The organism is Streptomyces sp. NPDC050548 (genome assembly GCF_044457385.1).
Lineage (GTDB): Bacteria > Actinomycetota > Actinomycetes > Streptomycetales > Streptomycetaceae > Streptomyces.
On sequence record NZ_JBITGV010000013.1, the window covers coordinates 26,068 to 39,114 of the forward strand.

General features: G+C 67.6%; 6 protein-coding genes. 5 read left to right on the plus strand and 1 reads right to left on the minus strand.

Going from position 1 to position 13,047, the window contains the following annotated elements; all coding sequences use genetic code 11:
- The first annotated feature begins 1 nt into the window (after position 1).
- From ACIBJH_RS31215 to ACIBJH_RS31235, 5 genes are all read left to right on the plus strand, one after another.
- The gene (locus tag ACIBJH_RS31215; protein WP_399120226.1) at positions 2-1,396 is read left to right on the plus strand and encodes a cell division protein FtsK; all 1,395 of its coding nucleotides are present in this window, start codon (positions 2-4) and stop codon (positions 1,394-1,396) included.
- A gap of 36 nt (positions 1,397-1,432) precedes the next feature.
- Positions 1,433-2,161 (plus strand): DUF2637 domain-containing protein, encoded by a 729-nt coding sequence (locus ACIBJH_RS31220; protein ID WP_399120227.1) that lies wholly within the window; start codon positions 1,433-1,435, stop codon positions 2,159-2,161.
- A 148-nt stretch (positions 2,162-2,309) separates the two neighbouring features.
- Positions 2,310-3,755 (plus strand): replication initiator, encoded by a 1,446-nt coding sequence (locus ACIBJH_RS31225; RefSeq protein ID WP_399120228.1) that lies wholly within the window; start codon positions 2,310-2,312, stop codon positions 3,753-3,755.
- Complete coding sequence (locus ACIBJH_RS31230) at positions 3,755-3,958, plus strand: helix-turn-helix domain-containing protein (RefSeq protein WP_399120230.1); 204 nt, start codon at positions 3,755-3,757, stop codon at positions 3,956-3,958. The genes ACIBJH_RS31225 and ACIBJH_RS31230 overlap by 1 nt, the downstream gene beginning before the upstream one ends.
- On the plus strand, positions 3,958-5,286 hold the full coding sequence (locus tag ACIBJH_RS31235) for a tyrosine-type recombinase/integrase (protein WP_399120231.1): 1,329 nt from the start codon (positions 3,958-3,960) through the stop codon (positions 5,284-5,286). Before ACIBJH_RS31230 ends, ACIBJH_RS31235 begins: the two co-directional genes overlap by 1 nt.
- A 486-nt stretch (positions 5,287-5,772) precedes the next feature.
- Here the strand turns inward: ACIBJH_RS31235 and ACIBJH_RS31240 are convergent, their stop codons facing one another.
- Positions 5,773-12,804 (minus strand): polymorphic toxin-type HINT domain-containing protein, encoded by a 7,032-nt coding sequence (locus ACIBJH_RS31240; protein WP_399120232.1) that lies wholly within the window; start codon positions 12,802-12,804, stop codon positions 5,773-5,775.
- Positions 12,805-13,047: the final 243 nt, after the last annotated feature.

Consider the following 13,047-nt stretch of genomic DNA (forward strand, 5'->3'; position numbering starts at 1 on the left):
CGTGGAGGCCGTGACGGGATACGCGCCGGACACCTTGTTGGCCGTGGTCGTGCTGGTCGGTGTGTGGCTGGTGGTGACGGTGGTGCGCTATGCGCGGGCCGACCGGGGCACGCGGGTCAGCATGCGGCAGGCCGTCCGGGTGCGCTGGGGCTGGGTGCGGCTCGCTCGGATGGCCGGGCTGACAGTCACCGACAAGACGCCGGGACTGCTCGCGCAGATCACCGCGCAGAAGGGCAGCACGCCACCGCCGCGCGTGCTGACTCCCCGGATCAAGGTGAAGGCGGACCGGTTCGGCGTGATCGTCCGGGCGCGCACGCTGCCGCAGGTCGGGCTGGAGGAGTACCAGAAGGCGGCACGCTTCCTGGCCGACGCCTGGCGCTGCACGCGTGTGTCCGTGCTGCCGGACGGGCCTGGCAAGGTGGTGATCCAGGGCGTGCGCTCCGACCCGTTGACCACGCCGACTGAGCACCGGCCCACCGGCCGCCCTCCCACAGACCTGACGCGCTGGGAGCTGGGTGTGGACGAGTACGTCGCCCCGGTGTGCGTGTCCCTGGCCAACGTGCCCGGGGTGACCGTGGCCGGCGTCCCCGGCGCGGGCAAGACCTCGGGGATCAACAAGTTCGTCTGCGACTTCGCCCCGTCGGCTGCCGTACAGATCGCGACTGCGGACGGGAAGGTGTCGCGGGCCTCGGAGGGCGACTACGCGGACCTGGTCAAGCGGATGTTCACGTTCTGTGGTGACGACCTGGACGAAGCGAACGCGCTGTTCAAGCGGCTGGTGGAGCTGCGTCGGCAGCGGTCCTCGGTGATCCGTGACGTGCTGGGCGTGAAGAACATGTGGCACGTCGGCCCCTCGCCGCAGTGGCCGCTCACGGTCCTGATCATCGACGAGGCACACACGTTCTTCCGCGAGTACAAGGGCAGCGACGCCGAGACGAGACGTTTGGCCGCGCTGACGGCGGAGAACGCCCGCCTGGTGGAGGACCTGGTCAAGAAGGGTCGCAGCGTCGGGATCCTGGTGATCCTGATCAGCCAGAAGACCACCGGCGACGCGATTCCGACCTTCATCCGCGACGTGTGCCCGATCGGGCTGTCCTTCGCGCAGAAGACCGTGGAAGCCGCGGTGGCCGCACTCGGTGACGACATCCGCAACTGGCCCGACGCCAGCCCGGTCACCTTGCAGGACCCCGTCTACGTCGGCGTCGCGGTGATGGCGATGCAGGGCCGCCCCGGTTACACCCGCATCCGCACCCCCTACGTCTCCGACGCCGACGCCGCCCGCATCGCCGAGGACACCTCGCACCTGACCGCCGATCCCGCCTTCCTCCTGGACGCCCTCCTCGACACCGCTGGCCGTACGGCACCCGACGACACCCCTGTTCCGCTCACCAAGTAGTCCCGAACACCCCGTATCCGAGAGGAGGTTGAGGTCATGACGGAGGAACGTTTCACCCGGCGCACCGTGACCGTGGTCATGGCGGTCATCGCGGCCCTGGCCTTCGTCTTCTCCTTCGGCAACGTCTGGGCACTCGCCCTGCGCCTCGGTGTTCCGCACCCGATCGCGCCGCTGATCGCTCCCATGGTGGACCTGTCCGTCGTCGGACTCCTGGTCGCCCTGCGGTTCCTGGCCCTGCGCGGCGTGTCCAAGGCGGAGTTGCGGGCCGGTACCAAGCTGCTGCACCTGTGCGGACTGCTCACCCTCGCCCTGAACACCGCCGAGCCCCTGCTGACCGGACGCTACGGCCGCGCCTGCCTGGACACCGTCGCCCCGCTCCTGCTGCTCGGCTGGGGCCACGTCGGCCCCGCCTTCCTCGCCCAGTTCCACACCCTCACCCGCCCTGTCCCGCCAGTGGAGGCCACCGCCCCCATCTCTGAACCGGTTCCCGACGAAGCACCCGCATCCGAGCCCCCGACGCCCGGCCCGGTCGTCGCCACCTCCCCGGCCGAGGAGCCGCAGATCGCCCCGGCGCCGGCCGCCGCTGTCGCCAAAGTGGCCCAGCCCGCCGCTGGCCCGACCCTGCCGGCCGCCCTGTTGGACGCGGCCCGGCGCATCGCGGACACCCACCGTGCCGAGCACGGGACACCGATCACCGCCGCTCACCTGGGGACGCGCATGGGCGTCGCCCTTCCGGTGGCCACCGCAGCGCTCGCTCAGCTCTGAGTCCCAGCCCTCGCTGCCCGAAACCCCTCGTTACACCACGCCCGCCCATGGGCCTGGTTCGTCATGCCCCGAGCAGCACCAACACACCTCCCTGACTGGCTGGTTGCTGTTCGGGGCCGCCACCCCGAACAGAAGGGACACGCCCCGAATGGTCACCCTGGACCTGCGCCACGTGGCAAGCCCCGCCGTGCGGGATCTGCTCCACCTCGTCAACCACCCCGACTTCGACCGCGCACAGCAGCAGATCGAACACCTCGGCGGCTGCACCGAACCCGTCCGCCTGACCGGCCACACCGCCGCCGTCGACACCACAACCGGTGAGGTGCTGCGCTCCTACACCGCCTCCGACGAACCCACCGGCAGCCTGCTCACCACGTGCGGCAACCGCCGCGCCTCCCGCTGCCCGGCCTGCTCCCGCCTCTACGCCGCCGACACTTACCACCTCATCCGCGCCGGCCTGTCCGGCGGCAAGAACGTCCCCGACACCGTCCGCACCCACCCCCGCGTCTTCGCCACCCTCACCGCGCCCTCCTTCGGCCCCGTCCACAACCGCCCCACCACCCCCGGCGGCGAGACCCGGCCCTGCCACTGCCGCAACCTCCATGAACCCACGGACGCCCTGCTCGGCACGCCACTGAACCCGGCAACCTACGACTACGCGGGCGCAGTCCTGTTCAACGCCCACGCCTCCACACTGTGGGCCCGCTTCACCACCTACCTGCGCCGTGAGATCGCCGCCCGGCTCGACATGACGCAGAAGGCCGCCCACTCTGTCCTACGCGTGTCCTTCGCGAAGGTCGCCGAGTACCAGAAGCGGGGCCTGGTCCACTTCCACGCGGTGATCCGGCTCGACGGCCCGGACGGCAGCACCCAGCCCCCACCTTCGTGCGCCACCGTCGCCGTACTCGCGGACGCCATCAGGGCCGCCGCCGCACGGGTCCGCATCACGGTCGAGTCGAGCGCGGTCGGGGAACGCGAACTCGTCTGGGGCGAACAGCTCGACGTGCGCGAGATCGCCGTCTTCGGCACCGACACGGAGCTGACTGATCAGGCGGTCGCCGCCTACGTGGCCAAGTACGCCACCAAGTCCGCCGACGCCTCCGGCACCCTCGACCGCGCCCTGTTCTGCCGCCCCTGCCAGGGACGCGGCGCCACCCTCCTGCCCCGGGGGACCCCGCTCCCCTGCACCGCATGCGATGGAACCGGACAGGCCCGGCCCCTGCCCCGGCTCGCCGTCGCCCGCCATCTCCGGCAGATGATCCGCACCTGCTGGGAACTGGGAAGACTGCCGGAGTTCGCCGGCCTGAAGCTCTGGAAGTGGGCGCACATGCTCGGCTTCCGGGGCCACTTCTCCACCAAGTCCCGCCGCTACTCCACCACCCTCGGCGCGCTGCGCGCCGGCCGCCGCACCTGGCGCACCGAACAGGCCCGCGCCCACACCGGCCTGCCCGATTACGACCCGGCCACCACGCTCGTCGTCTGCCACTGGGCCTACCAGGGATCGGGTTACAGCCCCGGTGGCGCCCTCCTCGCCGCCGCCGTCTGGCACCGCAGAGAACTGGAACGGCAGTTCGCGGCAGAAGGGGGCTGCTGATGACCACGGCCTCCGAGGGGGCGCCGGAGGAACTGCTGACGGTGCCACAGGTCATGGCCCGCCTGCAGCTCGGCCGCTCAGCCGTCTACGACCTCCTCCGCACCCGGCAGCTCGCCTCGATCACTCTCGGCCGCGCCCGCCGCATCCCCGCCCACGCCCTGACCGACTTCATCCGCACCCGCCTCGAACAGGACGCTGCCTGATGACCATGTCCCGCGACACCCCCGCCTCCCGCCGTGTGCGCGCAAACGGCGACGGGACCGTCTACCAGCGCAAGGACGGCCGCTGGGAAGCCGCCGGATACGTCCTCGCCCCCGGCAACACCCGCAAGCGCATCCGTGTCTACGGCACCACCCGCAAGGAAGCTCTGGCCAAGCTCACCGAGAAGATCGCCGCCAGCAACCGCGGCCTCCCCGTCCCTTCCGCTCAAGGTAGCGTGGCCGCGTACCTGACGTACTGGCTGGAGAACGTCGCCGTCTACCACCTCCGCGAGACCACCCACACCCGCTACACCGCCGTCGTAGACCAGTACCTCATCCCCGGCCTCGGCCGGAAGAAGCTTGCCAAGCTCACCGCCAAGGACGTGCGCACCTGGCTGAACGCCCTGCGGACCGTCTGCCAGTGCTGCGCACGTGGCATCGACACGGGACGCGACCCGCAGGCCCAGGCCAGCCGCCGTCCGCGCTGCTGCGCGATCGGCCAGTGCTGCCGCAAGCGCCTCTCCCCACTCACGCTCATCTACATCCACTCCGTGCTCAAATCTGCCCTGGAGCACGCCGTGCGCGAGGAGGAGATACCCCGCAACGTCGCCCGCAACGTCCGCACCGGAACACCCCGCCCCCGCCGGTTCAACCCCCTCACCGCCGACGAAGCCCGACGCTTCCTCACCGCCGCCCAAGGCCACCGGCACGTCGCCCTGTTCGAACTCGCCCTGCGCACTGGCCTACGCAAGGGCGAACTGCTCGGCCTGCGTTGGGAAGACCTCGACCTCGACGCCGGCACCGCCACCATCCGCCGCACCCTTCAACGCACCCGTACCGGCGGTCTGGCCACCCTGCCGACCAAGACCATCAGCTCCGAACGGCGCATCGCGCTGCCGCTCTCCTGCGTCACCTCGCTCCGTGCGCACCGCCAGGATCAGGCAGAGGAGAAGGAGGAGGCGGGCTCGGACTGGCAGGGCGGCGGCCACGTCTTCACCCGGTCCGACGGTCATCCGATCGAACCCGCCACCCTCACCCGCCACTTCAACGCCCTGCTTCGCGACGCCCGCCTACGGCCAATCCGGTTCCACGACCTCCGCCACTCAACGGCGACGCTCCTCCTGGAACAGGGCGTCGAACTCGTCGTCATCAAGGAACTCCTCGGCCACGCCCACATCGGTGTCACCGCGACGGTCTACGCACACGTCCGCCTCCGCCTCCAGCGCCAAGCCATCGACCTCCTCAGCCACAGCCTCCAGGCTCCGCAGGAGCCCACCACCGAGCCAGACGACGGCGACGACTCGACCGCTTGTGCAGCACCCGTCCACTGACGTTGCCGTCAGCTACTGCCGTCAGACCCCCTCAGCACGCCACAGCGGTCCCACCGGAAACAAATCCGGTGGGACCGCCAAGCTACTTATTTGAGAACCCGAAGAACTCCATTACAGCTCGACGTTGATCTTCGACCGTACCCACCTCGGAAAGTTTAGCTGGCGCGAATATGTCCACAAGATCCGCGTCGGTCAGAGGCGGATCGCGCCGCAACGGATAAGCAAGCCTCCCGTTTGACATCTGACGTCCCATCCCCGATGGAAATACCGTCGGTCGTGATCCTTGACAGCAAACGAGGAGACCTTCCGCCTCAAGGTGACGGCGCAAAACCTTGAGGCACTCGAAGAGATCTCCGCCTTGATGGACGCTAGTCATCCTATTGGCGCGGACTAGCTTGATGCTCGGCGTGCCTGAGTCATCGACTTCGAGGTCAATCTCCTCGCGACGGCCATCGTCGCTGGCAGCGGTGAGGTTCAGTACATCCATCACTTCCCCAGAGGAACATAGTTGGGATTGTCCATCCAAGTCCCATCACGCAACCGCACGCCGATGATACGGCTCGGATCAATGCGACCCGGAACAGCAATTTCCTGTTCGTCGGCAAATGGATTGTCTGGCCACTCGCCATTCACATCGAGGCCCTCGACCCCGTCTACGTGATAGACGTTTCCGCCGCGCCCGATGGCTATGCTCTCGTGTTTAGTCGTCGCCACATAACCGGAATCTGTCGACCAACCAGAAGCGTGCTCCATTAGGTCCATATTTGATCCACGCGGCTCGAACCCATTCTTGAAGATCTCATCCGGGCCACGCGTATCACTCCGATACGTGGTTTTAGGTCCACACGTATTGTGGACCAGGACCGGCGTGGCCCCCGCCATCACATAGTACGTGTGCAGTTCCTGGACAGTAAGGTTCCACCGTCTCGCCGAGCCAGGTGTGGGCTGAGCAGCAACGACGTAGGCACGGCCGTTGGTGACGGTGTTGAGGGCGTCACCTCGGTGGAGTTTGCCTGCGGCTACCCAGGTGTGGGTGGTGTCGTTCCAGAAGGGGTGGTTGGCGGTGGTGTGGAGAGTGGCGGTGTGTCCGTGCTTGGTGCGGATCTTCAGGTCGAGGAGGTCGTTGTCATGGTTGATCCACACGTGTTGGACGGTGCGGGCGCCTTGATGCTTTCCGCTCTTGGGGTCTGCGGCTTCGACCTTGTCACCGGGCTTGATGGCCCCGATGGGCTTGGTTTTCCCGTTGGTTAGGAGAACCGGAGTGGCAGGCGCGAAGCTGCAAGCCTCGCTCGCGATTCTGGCTTCGCTCGCTTCTGCTTCGACCTCTTCGCCAGCGCCCCTCGTGGCGAAAAGCAGGAATGCATCGAATACCAGCTTTCCGGTGCCTTCGGCGCTTCTGCCGTGGGCGAAATCGCCATAGATCTCAGATCCGCGTCCCACTACCGCATTAACGAGACCGAAACCGGGGTTGATCTGAGAAAGCAGGGTTGTGCAGTTGGCGCCGCTGGTAAGGCACTGCTTGTCTGCTTCGTACTGGGTGTAGGGGGACTCGACCAGTCCGACGACGGTCTTCTTGGCTTGGTCGACCACGGTGCTGACCACGCCACCGAACCAGCTCCCACCCTTATTGGTGTTGCTGTCAGTGCTCGGCGAGCCGTCGAGAATCTCCGCGGATTTTGTGCCGTCTCCGCCGCCCTCGGTCCATTGCAGCATGAGCCCGGTCGGGTCGCTGCCGGTGACAGGATTGTCGGCCGCGTAGGTGTAACCGCCCATCTGCTGTGGGCTGGTGGCTTCGAAGACGGGGTCGGCGCTGATGAAGCTTCCGAGGCCGGGGTCGTACTTGCGGGCGCCGACGTCGGTGTAACCGGTAGTGGTGTCCTGCGGTTTGCCGAGGTAGGAGTGGGTGGGGTCGGGCCAGGTAACGGTGTTGGCGCTGCTCCGTGGCTGGCCGTAGGGCGTGTACTGCTGGCGGGCGACCTGTTGGGTGGTGGTGTCCATCGCCAGGGTCGACGTGCCGTGGGCGTCGTTGAAGAGGTACTTCACTCCGCCGCCTGTGAGGCTGGAGCGCATGGCCACGGGGGTACCTGCACCCCCGTGGCTGTAGGTGCGGACGGCGCCGAGCAGGGTGTTGGGAGTGACGCTGGTGTTGACGACGATCTCTGTGTCGCCGACAAAGAGCGTGGTCTGGCCGGGGTCACGGCGGATGAGCTGGTTGCCGTCGGCGTCGTAGAGATACTTGGTGGACGTGGGGCTGGAGCCCGTGGTGTCCACCTGGGCCAGGTGGCCCTCGTCGTCCCAGGTCAGGGTCTGGCCGGGTCCGGTGGTGGGCGTGCGGGTGTGCAGGTTGCCGTCTTCGTCGTAGCCGAACGCCGTCGGGTTCGTGCCGCCGGTCGTGGCGGTCAGGGTGTGGGGCTGGGCACCGGTGGAGTTGCAGTTGGCGGTGCAGCCGTCGGCGTAGGTGGTGGTGACGGTGCTGCCTGTGGTCCCGATGGCGTGGTCGATGCTCTGGCGGCGGTTGCCGATGGCGTAGTAGCCGAAGGACTGCCAGTAGGAGCCCGGCGCGGTGGTGAGGGTGCTGCTGGTCGGTGGCCTGGCGTTGCAGTTGTCGTTGGCGGTCCAGGCGTCGGTGAGCCGGTCCAGGGCGTCATAGGTGTAGCACTGCTGATCGGTGACGGTGTTTCCGGTCTCCGACTGCTGGTCGATGGTGCTGGTGGGATTGCCGGACGCGTCGTATGAGTATTTGGTGTCGTCGACCGTCGGGCCGGGTGCCTGGGTCCGGCTGATCACGCGATCCGTCAGCCGGAGAGTCTGGTCGTCGTAGTCGTAGGTGGCCGTTGCCGGGTTGGTCGAGGCCCCCATGGTGACTCGGGAGAGCTGGCCGAAGTCTGTGTACACCGTCCCGCTGACGTAGGCGAAGGCGCTGCTGCCGGAAGCGGTCGGATTGCCCAGTGCGTCGCGGTCGTAGGTGATGAGTTCGCTGGTGAGGCCCTGGGTGCGCGGGTCGGTCTGGGTGGCGAGCAGCTGGTCACGGGTCGTGTAGGTGTAGGTCGTGGTGTAGGTCGAGGGCAGCGGTGTCTCGGACGCCGGCAGGGTGATCTTGGTGCCGGTCGACCTGCCGAGTGTGGTGTAGCCGGTAGCGGCGATGGTGTAACCGCCGGTGGTGCCCTGGACGTAGCGAGTGGAGGAGGTCGGCAGGCCGATGCGCAGGGTGTCGTAGGTCCAGGACGCGAACTGGAAGTTGGACTTGGCCTTGTCGGTGGCGGTGAGCTTGCGGCCCAGGAGGTCGTAGGTGTAGTCGAGTTCGACCTGTTTGGCGTCGGTGGTGGAGAGCAGGTTGCCGGCGTCGTCGTAGTGGTAGCTGCTACTGCCCGTGTCCGGGTCTGTCTGGTGCTCTTTGCGGCCCAGCAGGTCGTAGTCGAATGTCCACACCGACTTGTCGGGGCCTGTGATTTGGTGCTGCTGGCCCGCCGCTGCGTAGGTGTAGGTGGTGGCGGAGGTGGTGCCGCCGGTGGCGGTGAAGCCGGCAGCCGCGGTTCCGGACATGGTGGGGAGTGCGGTGTACTGGTCGAGTTCGGTGGTCTGGCCGCGTGCGTCGACGACCTTGGTGGAGGCCACTCCGCCCTTCGGCGGCAGAACAACGGTCCTGTCCCCGGTGTAGGCGGTGGTCGTGGTCCAGGTCATGAGCCCGTCGTGTTCCTCGGTGACCAGGTCGGCCCGGCCCTGTCCGTCGTAGTCGGTGACGGTGGTGTCGGGGATGGAGACCTGGGACACGGGGATCAGGCTGCTGCGGGGGCTGCCCGAGACGCTGTAGTTGTTGTTGGTGGCGACCGTCCAGCCGTGGGAGTCGTACTGGGTGTCCGTGACCGCGGTGCTGGAGTTCTCCGCGGTCTTCTGGACCTGCAGAGGTCGCAGCATCGCGTCGTACAGCGTCTCGCTGGTCTGATAACTCCCGCTGTCGAGCAGGCTGTTGGAGGTGACGATCGACGGTGTCGACTGGGAGATGCTGTACGTGTAGGTCGTGTTCGCCGGCGCGCTGTTGGCCTTGATCTCGTTGGGCAGCCACACGCCGGTCAAGCGGCCGAACGCGTCGTACGTGAGTGAGGTGAGTTTGCCGGCCACGTCCGTCTTGGCTATGGGCAGGCCCCGGGCCGGATCCAGGGTGTTGGTCGCCAGCTGGCAGTCCTTGGACGAGACGGTGACCGTGGAGCAGTCCACGCCGGGCGTGACCTGGGTGATGGTCGTGCTGCCGGTGGGCAGTTCGCCGCTCGCGGGGGTGTAGGAGGTGAAGACGCTCTGGGCGAGGCTCTTGCCGTCCGGTGAGGTGGAGTTGGGGGTCCGGGTGGCCTTGGTCGCGCGGCCGTAGGAGTCGTACTTGGTGGCGGTCTGGTCGACGAAAGCGGTGGCGGTGGCGCCGCTGGCGGCGGACGCCGTCTGGACGAGGGTGGCGTCACCGGTGGTGGGCAGGGAGGGGTTTGTCTGCCCGTCGCCGTCGTAGGCGAAGCCGTTGGTGTCGTAGGACGTGCGGGTGTCGGAGATCAGAGTGCCGCTGGGGGTGGCGCCCGCGGTCGAGCAATCCTGGGCGGTGGTGATGGTCTCGGCGGCCACCACCAAGGTGGCGACGCTGCCCGTGAGGTAGCGGTTGTAGGTGCATTTGGCGACGTTGCCACTGGCTGTGGTCTCACCGCGGTCGTCGACCTGTACGGCCATGCCCGTGGTCGACTTGCCCAGGGCCGTGTTGTAGAACGTGTCGGTCTCGGTCTTGCGCCAGCCGTAGGACACGGCCTGACGGGTCAGCGTCTTGGCGGGGCGGGCCATCTGCGCCGTCAGGTCCGGCAGGCCGCTGCGGCTCCGACTGGCCGTGGGACCGATGACCGTGGGCACGGTGACCACGGCCTTGTCCAGGCTGCCCGTGGCACCGGTGTAGGTGTCGGTCTCGAAGGTCTGCCCCGCCAGGGCGTTGTCATCGGCTACGGAGGTGGCGCCGTCCTGGCTGGTCAGTGCCGGAACCGAGCGGGTCTTTCCGCCGGGCAGGGTGTCGCCGTTCATGCCCAGGAAGTAGTAGGTCTTCGTGAGCGTCTTCTGGTCGTGGACCGCGGCGCCATTCGTGTTGTGGAAGACGGTGGGGTCGCCGGTGGTGACGTCGACTTCCGGGTAGCCCCGGAACTGGCCCCAGGTGCGGTTCTTGGCCTTGACGGTCTCGTTGTCGTCGTAGTGCCAGCCGGGGTTGCCCTTGTAGGTGTAGTCCGTCTCCAGCTTGGGTTGGGTGCCGTCCTGGTAGGAGTTGTTCGGGTCCTCGGTGAGGACCGATGTCACCTTGTACTTGTAGAACCAGTCCATCCACGGTGCGGGCTGCCCGTCGGGGGTCCAATACACCGGGAAACAGGACAGCGTATTGGTGGAGGCGAAGGTCTTCGCTGCCGCGTCGGTCGGGTCGTCGGGGTCGCTCGCCGGTGCCTTGGAGCAGTCGGGGCGGTCGTAGGTGACCGTCGTCTGCGCGCCGGACTCGCTGGTGACCGTCTGGATCCGGTCGTGGTACATCAACGGCATCTGCGGGATCGTGCCGACCCGGTTGGCCAGTTGCAGCGGCGGGTCGAAGCTCACCGCCGGGGTGGACGTGCTGCCCGTCGCGCCGCCGAGGGTGTCCAGGCCGGTGTGTTTGATGGAGTCCAGCCACAGAGTGGGGGCGTGGTCGCCGCCGTCGGGGAAGGACTGGGTGAAGGTGTACCTGTCGACCTGCTGGGTCGCGCCGCCCGTCTGGATCTGGGTGGTGATCGACGTCAGGCGCTTGCGGGACCAGAAGCTCGTGCCGTGGTTGGTGCAGCTGCTGTCCTTGGCGCAGTTGAGGTCGATCGGCACGTCCGGCCAGTACGCGGCGTTGGCGGCCGTGAACTGGCTGTCGGCGCAGGTGTTGCCGGACGGTGTGCCGGCGATGCAGCGTTCGGCGGTCGTGTCGAAGAGGATCTGCTCCGGCGCGGTACCCGAGTAGATCGTCGAGGCGGTCATCCCGTAGTCGACCCGGGACAGAGTTCCGCCGCGGGTGTACGGCACCGCGGTGTTCTTCATGTCCGCGCCGTAGTAGCCCGTTTCCGGCGCGTAGTACCAGGCGGTGGCATTGCTGTGGGTGTCGACGACGTAGTCGAGGTTGAAGCGGTAGCCGAGTGTGCAGGAGGTGGCGGCGAAGTCGGTGCTGTCCGGGCAGTCGGAGACTCCGCTGTGTGCGTGGTAGACCGGTTCGGTCCACACGGACTTCGTCTCGTCCTTGCCGCTGGTCCAGCCCGGCAGGCGGTTGCGGCCGAAGAAGTACTGCACTCCTCCCTCGGTGACCTTGAAGTACTCCCCGTTCGCCGTGCCGTTCGTGGCGCCGGTCAGATTCTCGATCTTGATGGTGGAGCTGTCGTCCGTAGAGTGGAACGTCTTCGTCGAGTCGTCGTAGACGATCTGCGTGGACGTGCCGTTCAGGGAGAGTGTGAGGATCTGCCCAGCCCAGCACTGGTCGCCGTCGTTGTCCGGGGCCCCCGACGACGAGTCGTCCTTGCATGACTTGTACGTGCGCTCGACGTAGTTCTCCGCCGAGGTCCAGCCGTCGCCCAGCCACGAGGACTGGTTGTTGGTCCCCGCGGTGCGCGCGTCCTGGCTGGCGGAGTTGTAGGAGAGATCGACGTTCGGGACCGTGCCGCCGATCGCCGGCGGCACCGAGATCGGGTAGCTGTAGGTGAACGCGCCCGTGTTCCCCGAGTTCGACCAGGATCCGCCCGGTGACAGGCTTGTCGCCGAGTAGTCACCCGACGAGCCAGAGGTGCCCGAGGTCGCCGCCATGACCACCAGCGCGCCGGAGGACGCCGTCGCCGAGCGGGCGGACCCGACGGCATGGGCGGTCGCGGTACTCGGGGCTCGCATGGTGACCTGTGCGGACAATGGGGTTCCGGGGGCGGTGCGCACGGCACTCTGGGTCTGGCACTTGGACAATGTCGGCGTGGTCAGGGCGCAGGCGGGCAGTTGGACCAGGTGCAGACGCGAGGCGAAGTCACCGCCGAAGGCGTTGCGGAACGAGGAGTCGTCGACCCGCAGGGCGACCTTTCCCCCAGCTGGGCTGGTGCGTTGGAGAGTGAAGAGCACTCCGTGGACGCCGGCCGCCTGCGTGGCCTTCTGATCCAATACGCTCACCCGCACGCGCTGCGAACCGGTGACGGAAGTCGCCTTGGCCCCTGCTCCTGCGACGGCACCCAGCAGGACGGGAGTGCCCTTGGCCCGTACCTCGGTCGCCTTCGCACTTAGCCGTGTCGAGGCGGTGGCGACCGGCAGGGTGACTACCGCGCTGCCCGGCGCGGGGAGCTTCGCATGGCCGCTGGGATCGAAGTGTTTGAAACTCTTGGACGCGGAGCCCCACTTGGGCCTGGAGTGGGTCAGGGGGACCCGCTTGTTGTGCGGAGCGGCGGGAATCGACACATGCCGCTGCGTCGCTGAGGCCGCTGTGGCCACACCGGCGGGCAGCAGACCCACCACCAAGGCGCCGACCATCACTGCCGCCGTACGCCGAACCCTCCGGGCACCCCACGCCGCCCGCCCGCGTCTCCACCCCGAAATCCGCGCCATGCTGTGCGTCCCCTCCCGATCCCAAACTGCTCAAGTCCCCCTCGACCAGGGCAGTTTGAGAGAACGTCAGAACGGAGGCACACGTCGGTCAAGCCCCCCGCAGAGGATCACGCTAGAGCCAGCGGCCGACCTGAAAGCAAAGCGTTTTCCGAGGAAAAGCAAAGGAAG

Bases quoted from the DNA above. Each gene is read 5' to 3' on its own strand.
- ACIBJH_RS31220 (WP_399120227.1), top strand. From the start codon at position 1,433: ATGACGGAGGAACGTTTCACCCGGCGCACCGTGACCGTGGTCATGGCG.
- ACIBJH_RS31225 (WP_399120228.1), top strand. From the start codon at position 2,310: ATGGTCACCCTGGACCTGCGCCACGTGGCAAGCCCCGCCGTGCGGGAT.
- ACIBJH_RS31230 (WP_399120230.1), top strand. From the start codon at position 3,755: ATGACCACGGCCTCCGAGGGGGCGCCGGAGGAACTGCTGACGGTGCCA.
- ACIBJH_RS31235 (WP_399120231.1), top strand. From the start codon at position 3,958: ATGACCATGTCCCGCGACACCCCCGCCTCCCGCCGTGTGCGCGCAAAC.
- ACIBJH_RS31240 (WP_399120232.1), bottom strand. From the start codon at position 12,804: ATGGTCGGCGCCTTGGTGGTGGGTCTGCTGCCCGCCGGTGTGGCCACA.